The 21,299-nt window shown below is 41.7% G+C and carries 20 protein-coding genes; 7 read left to right on the top strand and 13 right to left on the bottom strand.

Annotation, left to right across the window (positions count from 1 at the left end; translation table 11 throughout):
* Window positions 1-61: 61 nt before the first annotated feature.
* From WDJ61_RS17680 to WDJ61_RS17690, 3 genes are read right to left on the bottom strand one after another with little or no spacing between them, the layout of a single operon-like run.
* Window positions 62-1,471 (bottom strand): MBL fold metallo-hydrolase, encoded by a 1,410-nt coding sequence (locus WDJ61_RS17680; protein WP_338752152.1) that lies wholly within the window; start codon window positions 1,469-1,471, stop codon window positions 62-64.
* 59 nt (window positions 1,472-1,530) lie between these two features.
* Window positions 1,531-2,079, bottom strand: a complete 549-nt coding sequence (locus WDJ61_RS17685; RefSeq protein ID WP_338752154.1) for a hypothetical protein — start codon at window positions 2,077-2,079, stop codon at window positions 1,531-1,533.
* A 25-nt stretch (window positions 2,080-2,104) separates the two neighbouring features.
* A complete protein-coding gene (locus tag WDJ61_RS17690) occupies window positions 2,105-3,298 on the bottom strand; it encodes an FAD/NAD(P)-binding oxidoreductase (protein ID WP_338752157.1) in 1,194 nt (397 codons plus the stop codon).
* A gap of 389 nt (window positions 3,299-3,687) precedes the next feature.
* Here WDJ61_RS17690 and gdhA point away from each other — a divergent pair, with 389 nt between their 5' ends.
* Window positions 3,688-5,070, top strand: coding sequence for an NADP-specific glutamate dehydrogenase (gene gdhA / locus WDJ61_RS17695; RefSeq protein WP_338752159.1), 1,383 nt, complete (start codon window positions 3,688-3,690; stop codon window positions 5,068-5,070).
* Window positions 5,071-5,210: 140 nt separating this feature from the next.
* The gene (locus WDJ61_RS17700) at window positions 5,211-6,473 is read left to right on the top strand and encodes a dicarboxylate/amino acid:cation symporter (RefSeq protein WP_338752161.1); all 1,263 of its coding nucleotides are present in this window, start codon (window positions 5,211-5,213) and stop codon (window positions 6,471-6,473) included.
* Between the two features lie 307 nt (window positions 6,474-6,780).
* On the opposite strand, the gene WDJ61_RS17705 is transcribed toward WDJ61_RS17700, so the two are convergent.
* Window positions 6,781-7,170, bottom strand: a complete 390-nt coding sequence (locus tag WDJ61_RS17705; RefSeq protein ID WP_338752163.1) for a thiol-disulfide oxidoreductase DCC family protein — start codon at window positions 7,168-7,170, stop codon at window positions 6,781-6,783.
* 245 nt (window positions 7,171-7,415) lie between these two features.
* Between WDJ61_RS17705 and WDJ61_RS17710 the strand changes: the two genes are divergently transcribed.
* Both WDJ61_RS17710 and WDJ61_RS17715 read left to right on the top strand, forming a co-directional pair.
* Window positions 7,416-7,970, top strand: coding sequence for a delta-aminolevulinic acid dehydratase (locus WDJ61_RS17710; protein ID WP_338752165.1), 555 nt, complete (start codon window positions 7,416-7,418; stop codon window positions 7,968-7,970).
* A gap of 101 nt (window positions 7,971-8,071) precedes the next feature.
* Window positions 8,072-8,977: an AEC family transporter gene (locus WDJ61_RS17715; RefSeq protein ID WP_338752167.1), complete on the top strand. Its 906-nt coding sequence runs from the start codon at window positions 8,072-8,074 to the stop codon at window positions 8,975-8,977.
* 27 nt (window positions 8,978-9,004) lie between these two features.
* Here WDJ61_RS17715 and WDJ61_RS17720 read toward each other — a convergent pair whose 3' ends face one another.
* Window positions 9,005-9,916 carry an SGNH/GDSL hydrolase family protein gene (locus tag WDJ61_RS17720; protein WP_338752169.1) on the bottom strand — a complete coding sequence of 304 codons (912 nt, stop codon included), beginning with the start codon at window positions 9,914-9,916 and terminating at the stop codon, window positions 9,005-9,007.
* 68 nt (window positions 9,917-9,984) lie between these two features.
* Between WDJ61_RS17720 and WDJ61_RS17725 the strand changes: the two genes are divergently transcribed.
* Together WDJ61_RS17725 and WDJ61_RS17730 are read left to right on the top strand one after the other, a co-directional pair.
* Window positions 9,985-10,458: a hypothetical protein gene (locus tag WDJ61_RS17725; RefSeq protein ID WP_338752171.1), complete on the top strand. Its 474-nt coding sequence runs from the start codon at window positions 9,985-9,987 to the stop codon at window positions 10,456-10,458.
* 247 nt (window positions 10,459-10,705) lie between these two features.
* A complete protein-coding gene (locus WDJ61_RS17730) occupies window positions 10,706-11,926 on the top strand; it encodes an IS110 family transposase (RefSeq protein ID WP_338751673.1) in 1,221 nt (406 codons plus the stop codon).
* Window positions 11,927-12,243: 317 nt separating this feature from the next.
* Here WDJ61_RS17730 and dat read toward each other — a convergent pair whose 3' ends face one another.
* From dat to WDJ61_RS17755, 4 genes are all read right to left on the bottom strand, one after another.
* Window positions 12,244-13,083, bottom strand: coding sequence for a D-amino-acid transaminase (dat, locus tag WDJ61_RS17735; protein WP_413789031.1), 840 nt, complete (start codon window positions 13,081-13,083; stop codon window positions 12,244-12,246).
* A 111-nt stretch (window positions 13,084-13,194) separates the two neighbouring features.
* Complete coding sequence (locus WDJ61_RS17740; protein WP_338752175.1) at window positions 13,195-14,010, bottom strand: ZIP family metal transporter; 816 nt, start codon at window positions 14,008-14,010, stop codon at window positions 13,195-13,197.
* 192 nt (window positions 14,011-14,202) lie between these two features.
* Window positions 14,203-15,081, bottom strand: a complete 879-nt coding sequence (rbsK, locus tag WDJ61_RS17750; RefSeq protein ID WP_338752177.1) for a ribokinase — start codon at window positions 15,079-15,081, stop codon at window positions 14,203-14,205.
* The gene (locus WDJ61_RS17755) at window positions 15,074-16,063 is read right to left on the bottom strand and encodes a LacI family DNA-binding transcriptional regulator (RefSeq protein ID WP_338752179.1); all 990 of its coding nucleotides are present in this window, start codon (window positions 16,061-16,063) and stop codon (window positions 15,074-15,076) included. The genes rbsK and WDJ61_RS17755 overlap by 8 nt, the downstream gene beginning before the upstream one ends.
* A gap of 269 nt (window positions 16,064-16,332) precedes the next feature.
* Here WDJ61_RS17755 and WDJ61_RS17760 point away from each other — a divergent pair, with 269 nt between their 5' ends.
* Window positions 16,333-17,217: a cation diffusion facilitator family transporter gene (locus WDJ61_RS17760; protein ID WP_338752181.1), complete on the top strand. Its 885-nt coding sequence runs from the start codon at window positions 16,333-16,335 to the stop codon at window positions 17,215-17,217.
* 257 nt (window positions 17,218-17,474) lie between these two features.
* On the opposite strand, the gene WDJ61_RS17765 is transcribed toward WDJ61_RS17760, so the two are convergent.
* The 4 genes from WDJ61_RS17765 to WDJ61_RS17780 all read right to left on the bottom strand — a co-directional run bounded on the left by WDJ61_RS17765 (window position 17,475) and on the right by WDJ61_RS17780 (window position 21,299).
* Window positions 17,475-18,713, bottom strand: coding sequence for an ATP-binding protein (locus WDJ61_RS17765; protein WP_338752184.1), 1,239 nt, complete (start codon window positions 18,711-18,713; stop codon window positions 17,475-17,477).
* Between the two features lie 5 nt (window positions 18,714-18,718).
* Window positions 18,719-19,591: a tetratricopeptide repeat protein gene (locus WDJ61_RS17770; protein WP_338752186.1), complete on the bottom strand. Its 873-nt coding sequence runs from the start codon at window positions 19,589-19,591 to the stop codon at window positions 18,719-18,721.
* A 25-nt stretch (window positions 19,592-19,616) separates the two neighbouring features.
* Window positions 19,617-20,066: a hypothetical protein gene (locus WDJ61_RS17775; RefSeq protein WP_338752188.1), complete on the bottom strand. Its 450-nt coding sequence runs from the start codon at window positions 20,064-20,066 to the stop codon at window positions 19,617-19,619.
* Between the two features lie 204 nt (window positions 20,067-20,270).
* Window positions 20,271-21,299 carry an ABC transporter permease gene (locus WDJ61_RS17780; RefSeq protein WP_338752190.1) on the bottom strand — a complete coding sequence of 343 codons (1,029 nt, stop codon included), beginning with the start codon at window positions 21,297-21,299 and terminating at the stop codon, window positions 20,271-20,273.

Raw genomic sequence — 21,299 nt, forward strand, 5'->3', positions numbered from 1 at the left:
TCTCTTATTGTAAATCAAAAGCCGCCAGTGATAAATTTTTCACTGGCGGCTTCATCAATGTTTAATTCACAGCTTCAAGAACTTCTTTTTTCCAAAGCGAGTAGCCACCTAAAAGATTGATTACATTTTTGATACCTTTTGCTTGAAGCACACTTGCTGCAATAGCAGAACGGCCACCAGCAGCGCACTGAACAAGAATCGGCTGACCTTGTGGCACTTCACCTAACCGATCTGGTAATGTCCCAAGCATCACATGAATAGCTCCGGGAATATGACCTTCATCCCATTCTGCTCGATTACGGACATCAAGGACCTTAATTTCATCTTTTTCGACCGCTTCTTTAATAGCAACAGGTTCAATATTTTCATAGCTTTCGAGCTCCGTTGCCTGTGATAAAGCGACTTTGACATCTATATATCCAACCGTGTTATCAATACCGATCGAACGTAATGCTCTTAAAATATCTGATAGACGCTCTTCTTCAATCAGCAAATAAAGCGGCGCCTCATAATTCGCCAGCCAGCCAGCCCAATTAGTAAAGGACTTGTTAAATGGAATATTAATCGTTCCAGGAAGATGACCTTTGGCAAATTCTGAAGCAACGCGAGTATCAATCACCATACCGCTTTCAAGCCATTCATGCAAAACAGAAGAATCCGTTGCCTCAACTGGCATTTTTAAATCTTTAAATAAAGCAGGACCGACTTTATTGACGCACTTCATGACAGCAAAATATTTTGGCGGTTCTGGCTGCCCGTCAAGTAGCGCTTTTACAAAAGCAGCTTCATCGTTAAATTGTAAAGCCCAGTTAAACATTTTTTCGTAACCTACAGTCGAAGAAGGGATTGCTCCTAATGCTTTACCACAAGCACTTCCTGCTCCGTGAGCTGGCCACACTTGCAAATAATCGGGAAGCAGCTTAAATCGGTCAAGGGAAACAAACATTTCTTTCGCTCCTGCATCAGCTGTTCCCTTGTAGCCAGCTGCCTTCTCTAATAAATCTGGACGTCCAACATCACCAACAAACACAAAGTCACCTGTGAAGATTCCCATTGGACGGTCTGCCCCACCTCCATTGTCTGTCAATATAAAAGAAATACTCTCAGGTGTATGGCCCGGCGTATGCATCACTTCTAAAATCAAATTACCAACCTTAAATTTATCGCCATCTTTCAACAGTTGATGATCGATGTTGTCAAAATTTTGATACTTCCAGTTTTCATCCCCTTCATCAGAGACATACATTTTCGCATTAAAACGATCCGCAATCTCACGAGACCCAGCAACAAAGTCCGCATGAATATGCGTTTCAGCCGCTGCTGTTAACTTTAACCCTTCCTTCTTAGCCGCTTCAATATACTGCTCAATATCGCGAGACGCATCAATAACGACCGACTCTCCCGTCTTTTGACAACCAACCAAATAAGAAGCATGCGCCAACTTTTCATCATAAAAATAACGTAACAACATCCGAATCTCTCCTTTTTTCGGGAGGTGCCTGTCACTCCCTGTCTTTTGTCGAAAAATAGTTATTGTTTTTTAGGCATAGTGTCGATAAAAGCTTGTACATATGAAAGAATTCGCTGGACGGAAGGGTCTTTTATCCACTTTAAGACGGTGAAGACTGAAATGTGCTGAGTATTGACCTCCGCTTTTGTTTGTACTTCTTCCCAAAGTGTTTTCCCTGTATTAATTTTTGTCTTAACAGGCTCTAAATACCCTTCTACGCTCTTTTGCAAATAGTCTATTGATTGTTGATCGCCTAATACTTGCTCAGCAAAACGGATGACTGTTTCAAGTTTTTCTGTAAGTTGTAAAAGTAAAGGTAACTTTTCCAACAGGTGAAGGGCAGCTTCAAGCGTATCCACATCTATATTGGTGGAATCGAGCTTTGTTTTCACTTTTTTCATTGTATGCTGATCATCCATCACAGCTTGGCCAAAAGATAGTATATGATCCACCTGTTCTAGTTTTTCCGTTAAAAGGGGCAGCTTTTCTATCAGCTGTTGAAGGGAAGCTTGTACTTCCGGTTTATCTAACTCATCGATCCAGTCTTGCTTGGATAATGAGATTGCCATTGCTCTTCACTCTCCTTTCGTACTGTTACATAATTCCTTTCAACATGCCATCCCAATACATGATTGGTAACAAATCCTTTTTCATAATATACATGCTGCGCCGTTCCTTCGCTTGGTTGACTGGGAAGGATTCGCTCGGTATTTTATCGTACTTAAACTCGGCCAATACTAAGCTGTTGTAACCCGTGACAAGCGGACAAGAGCTATAGCCATCGTAAATAGCATTCATCGGCTCTTTTTTAATAAGCGACATCACATTTTTCACTACCACAGGAGCTTGCTTGCGAATCGCCGCTCCTGTTTTTGATGTTGGTAAATCGGCACAATCACCAAGAGCAAACACATTTTCATACGTTTGATGTTGCAATGTATACGGATGGACATCGACCCAACCAGCTTCACTTGCTAATGGACTATTACTAATAAAAGAAGGTGCTCGCATTGGCGGAGTAACGTGAATCATGTCGTAATTGACTACTGTTTGTTCGCTTGTATCTAAATTTTCAAAAATAGCTTCTTTCTTATCCGCTCTAATTTCAATTAAATTTTGGCGGAAACGGGCATCAATCATTTTACGTGCCACTACTTTCTCTAATATGTCACGATATTTCTGAACATCAAAAATCGCTGGGTTAGCCGAACCAAAAATCACACTCGTTTGATTTCTTATCCCCGTACGACTAAAGTGATCTTCTGCTAAATACATAATTTTCTGAGGGGCACCACCGCATTTCACTGGTGTAGCTGGATGGGTGAAGACCGCATTTCCACCTTTAAATGTCCGAATAACTTCCCACGTATAATCTGTATATTGATAAGAATAATTACTGCAGACGCCACCTTTACCAATGGCATCCTTTAATCCTTTCACTCCACCCCAATGAATCTCAATTCCTGCAGCTACAATTAAATAATCGTAAGAAATTTCCTCTCTATTTCCTAACTGGACGATATTATTAGCTGGATCAAAGGAGGTAGCTGCTTGTTGAATTAATATCGCACCTGTAGGAATTAATTCTTCCATGCTGCGTTCTGTATCTTCTTTCTTTGCTGCTCCACCACCGACTAATGTCCATAACGGTTGATAATAATGACTCTTAGCCGGATCGATAATCGCCACCTCTTCTGCAAGCGTTTTCATTCCATTCAACAATCTAGCAGCAGTACTAATTCCTGCTGAACCACCGCCCACAATCACTACCCGGTAATGCTTATTCATCTTGATCTTCCTCCTAGTCATCATTAATGACAAGTTCAGGGGCTACCCCTGTGAGTTGTTATAGCTGTTTATACATTTATAATAGTGACAACACTTCACTCATACCATAGGGGGCTACCCCTATATTGTGAGAAAAAGGGAATTTAACAGGATCCATAACTGAGTACCAAAATAAAGAAAATAGCTACGTGTTAAATAAAAAATAGATTAAGACTCTTTTAAATTGGGTATATAAATTTAAAGGAATTTTTTACAAGACAATTATTTCCTATATCATTTCGGCATCATTTATATATCTTATTGGCATTGACGGTATTAATCAGCAGGAATTATTATTTAATTAGAGAAAATAATTGAAAAATTCAAACGAACGGATAGGGGATGAGAGTATGACAGTAACAAAAGAATGGACTCAAAACACTACGCTTACTGCGAAAAAATATGTGCAAGACGTATTTGAAACGGTTCAAAAACGCAATCCAGGGGAAAACGAATTCCATCAGGCAGTGAAAGAAATTTTCGACTCACTTGTACCGGTGTTCGCTAAATATCCTAAATATATGGAACATGGTATATTGGAAAGAATCGTTGAGCCTGAGCGTTTAATTACGTTTCGTGTGCCTTGGGTAGATGATCAAGGAAAAGTTCAAGTCAACCGCGGCTTCCGTGTTCAATATAATAGCGCCCTTGGTCCTTACAAAGGCGGACTTCGCTTTCACCCATCCGTTAATGCTAGTATCATTAAATTCCTAGGTTTCGAACAAATTTTTAAAAACTCACTAACAAATCAACCGATCGGCGGCGGAAAAGGTGGTTCCGATTTTGACCCGAAGGATAAGTCCGATGCAGAAGTGATGCGCTTTACGCAAAGCTTTATGACGGAGCTTGCTCGCCATATCGGGCCAGATACAGACGTACCAGCTGGTGACATCGGCGTTGGCGCACGTGAAATTGGTTACATGTTCGGTCAATATAAACGTATTCAAAATGCCTATCATGCCGGTGTATTAACTGGTAAAGGGCTACATTACGGCGGCAGTTTAACAAGAACAGAAGCAACAGGATACGGTACGGTTTATTTTGTGGCTGAAATGTTAAAAGACAACGGCTTGAGCTTCAAAGATCGTACAGTCGTTGTTTCTGGATCAGGTAATGTTTCCATCTATGCGATTGAAAAAGCCACACAACTCGGCGCAAAAGTCGTTGCTTGCAGCGATTCTAATGGCTATATTTACGATAAAAATGGCGTGAATCTTGCCACTGTGAAACGCCTAAAAGAAGTAGAAAGAAAACGAATTAGCGAATATGTCCTGGAGCATCCGGGAGCAGAGTATGTAGAAGGCTGCTCCGGTATTTGGAACATTCCTTGCGATATCGCCCTCCCTTGTGCAACACAGAACGAAATTGATGAAGCAGCCGCTGCTACGCTCATTAAAAATGGAGTAAAAGCGATTGGTGAAGGGGCCAATATGCCAAGTACATTAGCAGCGATTGATGCTTTCCTAAAAGCAAACGTATTGTTCGGACCAGCGAAAGCAGCTAATGCAGGTGGCGTAGCCGTTTCTGCACTAGAAATGGCTCAAAATAGCATGCGGATGCCGTGGACTTTTGAAGAAGTCGATGACAAACTACACACGATTATGAAAAATATTTATAAAAACAGCGTGCAAGCAGCAAATGAATTCGGCTTTGAAGGAAACCTCGTCGTCGGTGCCAACATTGCTGGCTTCCTTAAAGTAGCAGATGCTATGATCGATCAAGGAATTGTGTAAAAACAAAAGCGAAAAAGGCAGGCTCTGAAAAAGAGGCTGCCTTTTTCAAATTGAGAGAGAAAGTACCTTTTCTTTTTACAATAAAAATACTATTATTAGAAAGCTATCTATTTTTTATCGTATGAAAGGCTGGGAGTATTTTGAGGAAATTTCTGAAAAGTTATCAATTTACTTTTCTATTATTAGCCGCCATTATCATCGGGGGCACTGCAGGTATCATCTTTGGACCTGAAGCGGCGGTCGTTAAACCGTTCGGGGATTTATTTTTAAATTTAATGTTTATGATCATCGTCCCACTCGTATTTTTCAGCATTGCCTCAGCAATTGCTTCTATGGACGGGATGAAGCGACTGGGTAAAATCATGGGAAGCATCTTTATCGTCTTCTTCGTCACAGCGATCATCGCAGCCGTCGTTGGCATGATCGGTGTTACATTGTTTAACCCACTTGCCGATACAGATGTGTCAGCTATTAAAGAGTTGATGGACGAGTTTGAGCCGGAAGAGGTAGAAACAGAAGACTTGACTCTACTTGGACATCTTGTAAATACATTTACGGTATCTGACTTTTCTTTATTGCTGTCAAAAGGTAATATGCTACAGCTTATCGTCTTTTCGATTCTTTTCGGTTTAGCGACAACTATGGCAAAAGAACATGGCAAACCGATGGCGAACTTTTTAGCTTCCGGTACGGCCGTCATGATGAAAATGGTTTCGATCATTATGTACTATGCTCCAATTGGATTGGGCTGTTATTTCGCTGCCATTATCGGCGAACTAGGGCCACAAATTCTTGGAGGTTATGCACGCACATTCGTCTTATACCTTGGCTTAACAGTGGTTTATTACTTCGGTTTCTTTACCCTATATGCTTTTATCGCGGGTGGAAAAGACGGAGTGAAGGTATTTTGGAAAAACGCCGCCGCTCCATCTGTCACAGCGATCGCTACTTGCTCAAGTGCGGCAAGTATTCCGGCCAACTTAACAGCTGTGAAAAAAATGGGCGTTCCGAAAGATATTGCCGAAACAATTATCCCGCTTGGTGCCAATACACATAAAGATGGTTCCGTATTTGGTGGCGTGCTGAAAATTGTCTTTCTCTTTGTTTTGTTTGACAAAGACATGACAAGCTTAACGAGCATTTTGAGCATCATTGGCGTCTCCTTCCTTGTTGGTGCAGTCATGGGCGCGATCCCGGGTGGTGGGATGATTGGCGAAATGCTGATTTTAAGCGTATTTGGCTTCCCTCCTGAAGTGTTGCCAATCATCGCCGTCATCAGTACAATCATCGATGCACCAGCGACATTGTTGAATTCAACAGGAAACACCGTCTGTGCCATGCTCGTTACACGACTAGTAGAGGGTAAAAACTGGCTACAGCGACAACTGGCAGTCGGTAATTAGTAAAAAGAGTGAAAACCTGATTGGGTTTTCACTCTTTTTTGATGGGGATTTTGATGATTAGGCGGTGAAATAGCGGGATCAGTCGCGTATGTCGGGCGATCAGTCGGGATCGTCCGATAATTAGGCGCGATCTGACTAAAATCAGGCGCCTGAGACGAAAAATTAGTCGCGGGCGCTATTTGCATGCTAAGGCCCGCTCGAAATGCTCGCGCTCGGGTAACTGATCAGGCGTAATATCCCAGAAATCAGTCGTCAACTACCGATAATCAGGCGGAAAACAGAAATAATCAGTCGCCGCGAGAAAAAGTTATAAAAACCTCTTCCTAATTTCAGGAGAAGGTATCATACAATGAGCTTTTTTTCCAAACCATTTGTATCTGTTTTTGGCGATCCATGTATACACGCCATCTCTGACCGGTCGAGGAATGATTAATAGATAATAAAATAATTTCCATCCCCCAGATAAGTGTTTGCATATGCGAAGAGCAGCGGTTGATTTATGATAACAACGCTTGCCATCAATCAATAGCATACTGTCAAGAGTAAAAGGAACTTTGTATGTTGCTACTAGTTGTTGCCCGATATCACTTTGTAACGAGGCAAATTTATAGTAAGCATTCGGATCTCTTTTAATAATAAATTGAACACTACGATCACAGAAATTACACTCGCCATCAAATAAAACAATTTTACTCATCATCGCTCCCCCTTTTTTATTATTTTAACAATATGCAAACATGACTGATGCTTATTTTGCTTCCTTATCACTTGCAAATAATATTCCAAATATTGTAGCATATAGTAAATATGGAAATGAGGAGAATAAATTACTATGATAAATACACATTTATAACCTATTGTCTGCGAACACCGAGCACGACCACCTCCGTACTATTTTCTTATTTTATTAAGGATAAATATAAAGATACGGAGGAAAATGAAATGAGTAAACCAGAATTAACTGTTGCTTTAGTATGTGGGCCTGATTGTGATCTGGATTCTAATGCGATTCGTTCAGCCATTGAGTATTTCGGAGGGCGCGTGATTACGTATTGGATCGGAAGGCCAAATGATTTGATTGGAGTACTTACTGGGGAAGACTTGTATCCAGACACTGATTATATCATTCTTAATTTCCATGGCGATGAAGGGCAATTTGTGATGCCAGAATTAGAGGAATCGGTCTATGAGAACGATGAGCCAAAAGACGATTTTGGGCCAAGTGACATTAAACGCTATGCCCAATTAAAGGATAAAATCGTGTTAGCGAATGGCTGTACATTAGGTGTACCATCATTAGCACAAGCCTTTATAGATAGTGGTTGCCAAACATATATTGGACCAGATGACTCTCCTTATGGAAATGCGGCACTCATGTTTGCTTTGCGATTCTTTTATGAGATCATCCAGAACAAAAAAAGTGTGAAAGAAGCGTTTGAACTAGCAAAAACCACGGATAAAGAAATGTCCATGTACCAACTATATGAACGAAAATAACGTTGAAGGCGAGCACCTATTTTTTCTGGTGCTCGCCTTTTTGTCCTAATATTCTGTTATTATAAAGAAAAGTTTGTCGATTGGACGGAGTTGATTAGGTTTTGGATTTGTTGATGATTGTGTTGCCAGCGTTTCTTATTTTCTTCACTGGTTTTGTCGGGCAGAAGTTAATAGGATTTGAGATTCGTTCCATTTCGATGATGGCGCTGTATATTATGTCGCCATTTCTTGCGTTTCGAACCTTTTATACAAATGAGCTGACGATGGAGTATGTGTATATCATCAGCTTTTGTTTGCTCCTTTGCTTTGTGTTGATCACAATCGTTTTCTTAACAGGTATGATGATGAAAGCTTCGCGGCAAAAAATGGCGGCAATGATTCTTGGTGGGGCCTTTATGAACAGCGGCAACTACGGAGCACCAGTTGTTCTTTTCGCCTTTGGAGCAGTCGGTTTTGATTATGCGGTCATTATGATGGTATTTCAGTCTCTCTTGATGAATACAATCGGCCTATTTTTCGCCTCACTCGGCGGCAAACAAAAGATGACGTTGAAAGAATCTTTGCTGCGCGTACTCCGAATGCCGGTCATTTACGGTACCTTTTTAGGACTAGCGTTTCAGCTGCTCTCCATTGACTTGCCGACACCGTTTATGGATGCGATTAGTTTAGTCGCTAATGCCTCTATTCCAACGATTATGCTCGTTCTTGGTATGCAGCTGGCAGTGATCGAAAAAAAACGGGTCACTTACCGCTTTGTTTCAGCTGTCACGATCATCCGACTGATCGTTTCACCAGTGGTCGCTCTGGTGATCACATCGTTTTTGCCAATGAATGACTTGTTAAAAGATGTGTTGATCTTGCAAGCGGCAATGCCTGCAGCGGCCAACACAACGATGGCCGCGATTCAATTTGGTACAGAACCAGACCTCGTTTCTTTTAACACGTTAGTCACGACGTTGTTAAGCATCGTAACAATCCCTGCTACGCTTTTCTTTTTAGGTGTATGAACGAAAAGGCTGTCCCACAACAGCCTTTTATCGTCTCACTAGAAACTCCTCTCCTCGTTTACACCCTTTGATTGGCTGATCCGCTATAGCAACCTCTTCCGGCTCTGCTTTCACTTCTTCTTCCTTTTCCTCTTCTTCTTGACTCGCGGTCAGCTCAGAAAAAGGAATTGGCGCTGGCAATGCGTTTAACACTTGTTCTGGTATCTCTGGACTACCTGGAGCATACACATCGAAAAAACTATTGGCCATTTGCAAATAACCAGCTGTATTCGGATGAACATCTTTGGCATTTGGGACCAGGGACTTGGCATCGTTGCCAAAACGTGGGCTGACGGGTACAAAGTTTGCACCTGCTCGTTCCGCTTCTTGTTGAATAATTTGATTTAAAATTCCCAGTTGCTCTTCAACAGATGGCTTATGCTGTTCTTTTACATGTGGATATGGGAAATAATAACCCATCGCATAAATTTCAGCCTGCGGATTCAGCTGTTTAATTTCACTCAGCAATTGACTATAGTTTTTCCGCACGCGATTGAGGGCAAACGCAGCTGGGATTGGCTCGTAGCTTAGTATGCCGCGGACGGAATCATTTTGAATGAGCGGTAATAAATCATTCGCCCCAGCAGAAATCGTGATCACATTCGCTTGGCGGACATCTTGCTGGACCTCTTTTTTATCTAACTGCTCGAGTACTTGTTCCGTTGTGTAACCCGGAAACGCCCATTTTTTTGAAAAGCTCGCTAAGTTGCCGGACTGTTGCAAAGAGAGCGCAATTAAATCAGCGTAACCCGCACCAATTTCTTTGTTCGGTGTTTGTCCTGCTGCCAAGGAATCACCGAGTGCTACGTAGTGAACGCCCGCCGCTTCAGCTTTCATCGGCCAAACGGAAGCAACCGCTAGCAAGAGAACAATGAAGTGTAAACAAACTCGCTTTTTCATGGAATTCTTCCTTTCTTCACGATATGCTATAATTAAATATTATCATATCTCAAATACATGGAGGCTATATGCTAACTTTTGAAGAAAAACTGGAAATCATCGAATCTTTCCCACAGCTTGAGCGTAAAAATGTTTCTCTTGGCCGAGTCAATTTTCACTTTGAAGAAAGTGTAACAGATAAGAAAAATATTGTGTATCACCTACATCCAAATGGAAATGGCTTTGTTTATGCTGGCGAATTATCTCATTATCCAGCCGATGCGAAAGGCATGGTCAATATTCGCGATTTTTCAGCGGAAGAATTACGTACGATCCTTGATGACGCCATCCGTTCGTTATCACCAAAATCCAGTGAAGAACAAGCGATTGTTGGCGATGCTTACGAGGAAAAATGGATCAACGAAGATGGGCATACATTGATACTCATTGAAGAAGATGAGATGTGGAATGTATATGCCGGCTTGAATTTAGATGGCACCTTCCATACATACGAAGCCGCTTTGCAATACTTAGACGAAGAGGGATTTCGTCGACTATCTTAACAAAAACATACTAACATTAGTAGCACAAACCAAGGCCAAGGTTTGTGCTACTATTTTTTTATAGTAGAAGTGAAGAAAGGTCGAACGGCCCCTGGGACCAAATCGAGTCCGTTTCAAAAACCGACCAACTTCACACCCTTATGTGAATCAGTTTAGTATGTTGGATCCGTAGAGATCGTGTATAAGAAAAGGGAATCGATAAGGCCCTGTGAAGACTTCTATGATTGGCTAAGAAGGAGAAATGAATATGCAACATGTAGTCGCTCTTGATGTGAGTATGGGGAAAAGTACGATGGTGATTTATAACCAATATCGTCAATGTGAATTTGAAGGAGAAATTCTTCATACCAAACCCTCATTTGAAGCTTTGAACGAAAAACTCCAAACATTAACAAAACAGGATGGACAAGCACCAGAGATTGTATTTGAAGCGACAGGTGTTTATTCCGCATCATTAGAACGCTTTTTCCAAACAGAAGGTTATATCTACCATCGAGTGAACCCTCTTGAAGCGAATCTTCAAATGGCATCGATGCGTCGACAAAAAACAGACAAAAGCGATGCACATGAACTGGCAAAATCACATTTTAAAGTAGAGCGTACAGCTACTTATCAAGAAGAAGGCTATTATAAACAAATGCGATCACTCACACGTTATTATGATGAACTAGATCGTGAAATCACTCATCTTTTCAGTCGCCTGCATGCCATTCTACAACTCAGTTTTCCAGAATTAGAAATCATATTTTCAACACGCTCGGCCCTTTTTCTCAATATTGTGCAGCTCTATCCGCATCCAGATGAGGTACTCACTTGTTCCAAAACCATCATTCGTAATCGGCTAAAAGCAAATACAAGGAAGAATCTATCTCTTTCGCGAGCAGAAGCGAAAGGACTCGCTTTACTAGAAGCTGCGAAAGATTCGTATCCAGCCATTTCAAAAGAGGATGTGCGTTGTGAACAAGTACGTGACTATGCGAAAAGGATCTCTGATTTAAAAGAAAAGAAAGAAGGGCTTGTGAAACAAATGGTCGAGCTCTCAAAGGAAAGAACCGAATACAACGTACTGATTTCATTTCCCGGTATCGGAGAAGCGACAGCTGTTCGTCTGATTGGAGAGCTTGGGGATATTCGCCGTTTCAAGAACCACAAGCAGTTAAATGCCTATGTTGGTATTGATGTGATGCGTTATCAATCAGGAAATACCTATTACAAAGATAAGATCAATAAACGAGGAAACAACAAGCTACGAAAAATCTTGTTTTATATGGTTCAGACCATGATTACATTACGTCGATTCGGTGGAAATCATTTGGTGGATTACTATGACAAATTAAAAACGCAACCTCAAGGAAAGCCCCATAAAGTTGCGTCGATTGCCTGTGTGAACAAGTTTTTGAAAGTGGCATTTCACCTGATCACACACCATATCACTTATGACTACGAAACAGCCTCAACCTGTTCGTAATTGGTTAGTCCTACTATAACATATTTGACCTTTCGAAAAAAACGAAATTTCGTTAGGTCTTTTTGGTATGCGCAAATTTGTTTCTGTAGGAAGGGGTACCCCTTCCTACAGAAACAAATTCATCTAACTAAATAAAATTCATCTAAAACTACTTGACTAGAGGTAAGAAAGGAGCCGTCTCATAAGTAGTTGAGACGGCTCCTTTTCTGCACCGAAAGCGAAGCGACAGGTGCAAAAAAACTAATTGAATGACATTTTCAAATAAGAAGTATCGTCCCAAAAGTTTGCGACGCAGACTTTTGGGATATCCCCTTTTGTCATTTCGTTTTTTCTTGTAGCTGGGCGAATAGTTTTTTTGATATCCCTCCCGGTTGCCCGTTGCCAATCAGACAGTTATTGGCAACGGTAACCGCTAATACTTCACAGTTCGTGCTTGTTAAAAAGGCCTCATCTGCCGCAAATAATTCTTCCGGCGAAAAAGATTTCTCAATAAATGGAATCGATAGTTGTTCAGCAATCGCTTTGACCGCGATACGAGTAATTCCAGGTAAAATATAGTTCGTTAGTGGCGCTGTTTGGATGCTTCCATCTTTGACGATAAAAAAGTTAGAACTAGACCCTTCTGTGATGAATCCGTCACGAACAAGAACCGCTTCAAAGCAATTTTGCTCATACGCTTCTTGTTTCGCCAAAACATTCGGCAATAAATTCAACGATTTAATATAGCAGTTTTTCCAACGTTCATCTTCTAACAGCAGAACTTTGACTCCTTGTTGACGCACTGCCTCCGAGATTGGTCGAGAAGGCTTCACCGTCATGGAAATCGAAGCTGGACACTGCGGAAATAGATGATTTCTTGGCGCCACGCCTCTTGTCACCTGTATATACAAACTCGCATCCTCTAGCCCGCTTTTCTCGACCAATTCGAGCATCGCCTTCTCCAACTCTGCTAATTCGCTACCAATCGCAAGCTTAATCACTTTCGCACTGGCATATAACCTCTCCAAATGCTCCTTCATCATAAAAGGCTTCTTGTTGTAGAAACGAATCACTTCATATACCCCATCACCAAATTGATGACCGCGTTCATCAATCGGGATCACCGGCTCTTTCACTTCCACGATCTTTCCATTAAAGTAAGCTAACGTCACCCTCATCCCCTTTCCAAACCTACTGCCTATTGTATGATCAAATGTAGTGCGTCATCACCATTACAGTTTTTTGTAAAAAAAGAACCCTGGATTCATCTCCAGAGCTCTCCAATCCATCTATCCAAGTGCCACATCTAAAATCATCATCACAGTGAAGCCACACATAACGCCCATTGTGGCAAAGTCAGTGCTTCCAGAAGATTGAGACTGCGGAATGAGCTGTTCAACAACGACAAAGATCATCGCTCCAGCGGCAAAGGCGAGCGCATAAGGTAAAATCGGTTGAACAGCAAGCACAGCTACTGCTCCTATCACAGCCGCAACCGGTTCTACAATGGCTGATAATTGCCCATAGTTAAAAGCTTTTATACGAGACATTCCTTCTCCACGCAATGGCACTGAAAGAGCGGCTCCTTCTGGCATATTTTGAATGCCAATCCCGATCGCAAGTCCAATCGCACCAATCACTGAAGCATCAGAAAGACCTAAAGAGGCCGCGCCGAAAGCGACACCGATCGCTAAACCTTCAGGAATATTATGAAGCGTAATTGCTAAAAACAATAACGTCGACTTGTTTAACTTTGTTTTAGGACCTTCCGCTTCATGTTCAGCTAAACCAATATCAAGGTGAGGCACAACCACATCTAGCAGACGAATGAATAAGCCTCCTGCTAAAAACCCAATTGCTGGCGGAAGCCATGGGATTTGCCCATTTTGCTCACTGAAATCAATAGCCGGAGCCAAAAGCGACCAGAAAGACGCAGCAATCATCACTCCCGCCGCAAAGCCAAACATCGTATTCATCGCATTTTGATTCATTTGACGAAAGAAAAAAACAAGCGATGCCCCAAGCGCCGTCAAGCCCCACGTCATTAACCCACCAAACAGCGCCTGAATGGCTGGGCTTAACTGAGAAAACCATTCCATAAACATATGTGTACCGATCCCTTCTGGCAAGCTATTTTTCTTTTATTTTGCATCAAGGAAACTTTTATTGTCAATGTGAAGCTTGCCTATTGATCTTCATTTCATACATTTTATGATGATTTGAAACAATGTAGTCCATATGTCCAAGATCAGCCAGTGCTTTTGCAATATGACTATTTAATATTCCATATTTTTTCACTATAACGCTTCCTCTACTTCCTGTCTCGATGGCATCCCGCCTTGAGCACCAAATTTCGTCACAGATAAAGAAGCCGCTCGGTTCGCAAAACGAATGCTTTCTTCAAAGCTTTTCCCTTCCGCAAGAGCCACAGCAAACGCCGCATTAAAGGTATCGCCTGCCCCTGTTGTATCGACGACATCTACTGTATAAGAAGGAATAAGCACTTCTTGTTCACCGTTAAAATAACGCACCCCATGCTTTCCTTCTGTAATAAACACTTTATTTGGATATTTACTTAAAGCCTCACTGGCACTCAGATCCGAGAACAAAATCGTGGCCTCATGCTCATTCGGTGTTAAATAGGACGCTTTCTCAATCACTTCTGCACTCAATGGACGCGCCGGAGCAGGGTTTAATAGAAGCGGTACATTTACCTCTTGGCAAAGAGACGCGGCATACTCCACTGTCTCCACAGGAATCTCCTGCTGAATCATCACCATATCTGCTGAAGCCGTTAAGTCGCGTGCTTTTTCAACATAGTCTGGTGTCACATAATTATTGGCACCTTTTACCACGACAATACTGTTGTCACCTTCTGCCAAAATAATATGCGCCGTGCCACTTTCCATATGTGTAATCGGTTCCACACAGTCGATAAGAACGCCGTTTTCTTTAAAGTTTTTCAAAATCACAGAGCCATAATGATCGTCTCCCACACAACCAATCATATAAACTTCTGCCCCAAGTCTAGCAGCGGCAACTGCCTGATTCGCTCCTTTACCGCCGGGTACTGTTTTAAAGGAATCCCCAAGCACCGTTTCTCCCGCTACCGGTCGCTTGGCAGATGTCACGACTAAATCCATAGAAGAACTGCCAATCACCACTATTTTAACCATCGTCCTCAACCTTTCTTGTCGTTTGTCTTTCGATAAACTGAACAGGCAATTGAATATGCTGCTCACTAATTGTTTCTTTTTTAATTAGTTTCAATAATAGCTGGGCTGCTTGCTTTCCCATCTCGTAAACTGGCTGTTTAATCGTCGATAGTGAAGGAAACAGTAAGCTACTTAGAGGAATATCGTCAAAACCAATCAACTGTATATCATCGGGAATCGATTTACCAAGACGCAAAGCTTCATGAAGGATCGCTGCCGCTACTAAATCATTGCTGGCAATGATTCCATCCGTATCTGGGTAAAGATCAAACATCCCCTTTGCTCGCTTTTGAGCTTCTTGATAGGAGAAGGCATCCGTTTTCACAACAGAAAACTCCACGTCCGCCTGAGCTAATACGTCAAGTGCTCCTTGGAAACGATCTTGAGCGGGGCGAATATAAGTCGGGCCTTTTAAAATGGTAATTTTTTTGCTCCCTCTTCTAATCATTTCGTGCGCGGCGATTCGACCACCTTCTCTCCCGTCTGCATACACGGCATATTCCTCATCAGATGCACGATCTAAAAACACAGTAGGAATGGCTATATTCTCATAATTAATCTTACCTGCTGGGTTAGTGGCTGACACAATGCCCACTACTTGATTTTGTATAAACGTATGGATATAGGCTTGTTCTTTTTCTGGGTCCTCATCACTGTTTCCAAACAATAGCCGAAACCCCTGCTTTTGCAACACATCTTCCACCCCACGTGCCAATTCTGAAAAAAAAGGATTCGTAATATCAGGAAGCAATAGACCAATGAGCCGTGATTCCCTTTTATATAATGACCTTGCCACTTCATTCGGGCTGTAATTTAATTTTTGAATAGCCGCCTCGACCATCTTTTTCGTGTCTTCATGCACATAACCTGTCTCATTCAGCACACGAGAAACGGTGGCGACTGATACGCCCGCTTCTTTGGCGACATCTTTAATCGTTGCCACTTCTTGACCTCCTCTGATATGTAATCGTTTACATAAAATTTATCATACTTTTCTCCTGAGGACAATGTGCATTCTTTTTCCACCGACGAAAAAAATAGAATTGAAGAGCTCGACATTTTTCTGCTTTTTTTGTCCTTTTGACTACCGCAACTGACTTTCATAGGGCTACAAAGTTTCCCTACTGCCAATCTTGTTGCTCTAGACCCACATGATTTTCACCTGTTATCCTAATAATAAACAGTGGACTTCAAAGCTGGAGGAATGAAAAAATGGAAACATATGAAGATATAAAGAGAGGAGAAAAAGGGGCATGGATTAGCATTATCGCTTATATTTTTCTCTCGTTATTAAAGCTAACAGTCGGCTACATAGGAAGTTCTCAAGCGCTACAAGCGGATGGATTAAACAACTCAACGGACGTTGTTGCTTCCATTGCGATTTTGATCGGGCTGAAAATTGCCCGCAAGCCGCCGGATGAAGATCATCGTTATGGGCATTTCCGCGCTGAAACGATCGCCTCATTAATTGCTGCCTTTATTATGATCGCCGTTGGATTTCAAGTCCTTATTGAAGCTGGCCGCTCCTTTTTTGATGACAACCAGCCTACTCCAGACATGCTAACAGCTTGGGTAGCGCTTTTTAGTGCTGTTTTCATGTTTATCATCTATTTCTATAATGCCAAACTAGCCAAAAGTATTAACAGTAAATCGCTAATGGCCGCGGCACAAGATAACCGTTCAGATGCACTCGTCAGTATTGGAGCCTTCATCGGTATTATGGGTGCACAGCTAGGTATCGACTGGCTCGATGTGTTAGCTGCCTTCATCGTTGGACTCATCATCATTAAAACTGCCTGGGACATTTTCACGGAAGCTTCTCATGCTCTGACCGATGGCTATGACCAAGAAGAGCTTGAAAATATTCGCCAAACGATCCAACAAGTTGTTGGCGTTCAAAATGTCCGCAGCGTAAAAGCCCGTCTGCATGGGAATTTAACACTTGTCGATGTAGTTGTCTGTGTCAACCCTGCACTCAACGTTACCGAAAGCCACAAAATAACAGAAAACATTGAAGCCATTCTCTTAAAAAAATATAAGATCCGCGATGCTATCATTCACATCGAACCAGCAGACGACCACTTCCATCCGATTTAATAGAAAAGCGGAGACGACTGTTTAGACACGACAAGCAAATGTTCTGTCGCTAGAAAGACGACAGTCTTGCAAGCGACAGATTATTTGACTCGAGTGTCTAGGAGGCGTCGCTAGACAACGAAAAGCGAAAGGCGCTGTTTAGCGACGTATGAGCTGGAGCATTCCGCACATAGCAAAAAGAACAGACGCAATCGCTCTGTTCTTTTTGCTATTTATTACTATCGATTTTTCGACAAAAATCGGGGAGTGACAGGCACCTAAATCTTTCTTCCGTATTTGCGCAAATATTGTTCAATATCGTTGTAGAGGCCGCTTTGGTTGGCATATTTGACGTAGTTTTTGGCTGTACGAAGCCATTCCAGTGTGGAAGGTTGCTGCGTTTTGAGGACGTTTAGTAAGTCCTCTGTACGAATTGGTCGTTCATTTCCTGTTGTCAAAATTTCCTCTAGTACACTTTCAGCAGCCAATTCGCAAACATTTTCAATATCTGCGCCCGAGAAGAATTCCGTTTGAGCGGCTAGCTTAGCGACATCAATATTCTCCATATATCTTCCTTCAAGCTTTAATTGGAAGATTTGCTCTCTTGCTTCTGTATCTGGAGGGGCAACAAAGATTAAACGGTCGAATCGTCCTGGTCGTTTCAAGGCGTTATCTACATCCCAAGGCATATTCGTCGCGCCAATCACTAGCATTTGATCCGTACTCGTATCAATCCCTTCCATTTCTGCGAGAAATGTATCAATCACACCTCTCGTATTAGCTGAGGATTTCGCACGACTGAACCCAATCGTATCGACCTCATCAAAAAACATAATACTTGGTTTTTGAAAGCGGGCTTTATCAAATATCGCTTTTAAATTTTGTTCGCTTACCCCGATATATGGATCGAGAATATCTGTGATATGTACCGGATAAAAATGAGCTTGGCATTCACCAGCAGTGGCGCGTGCAATAAAGGTTTTTCCGCAACCTGGAGGTCCATAAAGCAGTACACCTCCACCTGCTTTTTTGCGAAATTTAGCAAATAACCCTTTATTAAAAAACGGGCTGATAATTCGCAAATGGATCGTCTTTTTTAATTCATCCAACCCTGCTACATCGGCAAATGTTACCTGACTGATTGGGGGCTTCTCTGACTTCTGTTCCCCACCACCATCAATGACTTTAAATTTAGCTGAACGATCGATCCACTTTACTTTTTGTTCCGCTTCTTCAGAAGTAGAATGTTCCTCCTCATTCGGTAAAACCTCTATGATCGGAGGTGAAGCCGAATGACTTAGCTTTTCTTGCTGAAGCTGTGCGGTAGCGTTAGTTAACTCATGAATGATTTCTGCTCGCAAGGTTTCATCGGAACAATGAGCAACCCCTGCTGAAAAAGACTGGACCGCTTCAAGCCAACGGCCTGTTTCTGCTAACTCTTTTCCCAGCCAATAATGAGTTTGCGCATCTTGTGGATTTTGTTGCACTAATTGCTGCAGCCACTTCACTTTATCCATATAATCTATCCCCTTACTTTTTTAATCATTTTTATCAGCGGTTCTGACAACCATGAATAGATGGCAATCGTTATATAAGTGAATAAACAAATAACACTAGCCGTTGTAAACTCCAACACCCCTAAAAGAAGGGTAAGCCCGATCCCCAGCAACCAAAACACACCTGGTCCGCCTACTCGCTCGATCCAACGATTAGGTGCATACAACGGATGACTAGCCAACTCTAACTCTTCTAACAGTTCCAATAACTCTTGGTCATGAGGATTCATTAAATAAGCTTGTCGAAAATAATCTCTCGCTTCTTTCACTCGATTCTGAAAAATCGCGTCGAGCCCAAGATGAATCACTTTTGCTAGATCACTATCCGCTGACTGCATATATTTCTCCAACAGCAAAATTTGCTGTTCTCGATTGCTATTTCTTCCTTCTAGCAAATAGTAACTACGAAGCGCTTGTGGATTTTCCGGATCAAGTTCTAATGCTTTTTTTATTAAAGCATCCGCTTTTTTGCGATGACCTGTTTTTTTCATTAAAGTAGCATAGCCAGTATGAGTAGCTGCACTATTGGGGTGAAGGCGCAATGATTCGAGAAATGCTTGCTCCGACTCGACCCAGCGCTCTGTTTCCATGTATACATGGGCCAAAACATACAATGCCGCTTCTGGCTCATATCCTAATCTAATAACCTCTATTAAATGCTCTTCCGCTTCTTTAAAGTGATTTAAGGCATAATAGCTGTACCCTAACATATACCAAAGACGCCCATTTTCTAAATTCTGAGCCATTTCCTCTGTTGCTAAAGAGATGACTTGCTGGTAACGTCCTATATCAAAATAATGCTCAATGACCTCTAAGCTAACCGCTGCATTCTCACTCATGTTCTATCCCCTTTCTATCAAACACCTAAATTAGCAGCAGCAAAAGTCCACCTTCTACAAACATCGAAATCACTACCCATATGATTCCATCTCTTAATAATGGCTGTACTTCTCCCCCAAGTGCCAAATGATCATGAAACGCTCTTTTCAGTACAAAATAATAAATAAAATATAAAAGGAGCCCAATGCCTTTTCCTAAAACCCTTATAAAAGCATCACTACCCTCCATCATTCCGTCAGAAACAGCATATACGATGGATAACTTAAAAAGTAGAGCGATCACACTGGCGGCCACTAGCCATTGAAGGTATTTCTTTTCTATTAAAAGCCATTTAGCATTCCTCAATCCAAGCACTGTTATAGCAAACACGCCGCCAAAAAAAGCAACAATAAATAAACTGCCAACGTTATAGCTTTCCGTTTGTCGGGCTGTCCCTTCCGACAAACTTGGCGTATATAAGCTTTCTTCTTGCATCTCTCCCCATCCCCCTAAGCTACCACTCTTTCATTTGTCTCTATATTATATTAAGAGGGTTAATCTTTACAACCAACAGGAAACTATGGTTAAATAGGTAAAAATATTTATATTATTTCCACCAGGAAAAAATTTTGCTCCTTAATTTTACATAAATTAAGAGGCTGCGCATTTTAGCACAGCCTCTTAAGATAATTACATTCACTATACTTTCCGATACTTTCGCAAAGCTAAAATATTTAAGAGCATAAACAAGATCGAGAAACCTGCTAGCGCCAGAAGATCTAAGTTAATTTCCTCCCAGCCATAGCCCCTAACCATCACATCTCTCAAAGCATCCGCTGCATAATATAACGGTGTCAATGGACCAATCCAGCTCAGCCATTCAGAGATCGTTTCTAAATTAAACAATCCCGAAAAAAAGAATTGCGGCACGACAACGATCGGAATAAACTGAATCATTTGCAGCTCATTATTAGCAAAAGCAGATAATAAAATACCGAGAGTAAGAGCAGTTAAAGATAAAAGCAAGGCAATGAGCAATACATACCCAAATGCACCTTCCATCAACATCCCGAGCACATAAATGGCATAGGAGGCGATGATCGTCGCCTGAATCATTGTAAAAATGCCGAACCCAAGCACATAGCCAAGCACGATTTCCCATTTTCGCAACGGACTAGCAAGCAGCCGCTCCAATGTACCTGTTGTACGCTCTCTTAAAAACGAGACGCCAGCAATCAAAAACACAAAGAAAAAAACAAAAAAGCCGAGAAGCACGGGTCCGAAATAATCGAACTGCCCCATCTCACTAGAACCATGTAAATATTCCATCGTCAGTTCGGGTGATTTTTCATTTTTTTGCAACGGTTGAAGAACTGTTTGTAGCCATTTAACAGTCGCTCCTGTGACTGTTGGATCGCTTCCTTCAAGATAAACAGAAGGCTTCGACTGATCAAATACGACATAGCCATCAATGGTTTGCTTCTTTAAGTCTTTGAGTGCTTCACTTTCATTCGCATATTCATGAATGTCTGCACCCTCTAAGTTCAATTGCTTCATCATCGGTTCAGAAATATTAACAAGACCAACTTTAGGCGTATAATCTTCCCCATTAAATACGAAGTGAAGCATCGTTAAAACGAGAATCGGCGCAAAAATTAACAGCCCCATCGTCCTTTTATCACGTACAATTTGACGTAAAATTCTAATCACGAGCGCTTTTACTCTCAC

It is taken from the genome of Bacillus sp. FJAT-52991 (assembly GCF_037201805.1).
Lineage (GTDB): Bacteria > Bacillota > Bacilli > Bacillales > Domibacillaceae > Bacillus_CE > Bacillus_CE kandeliae.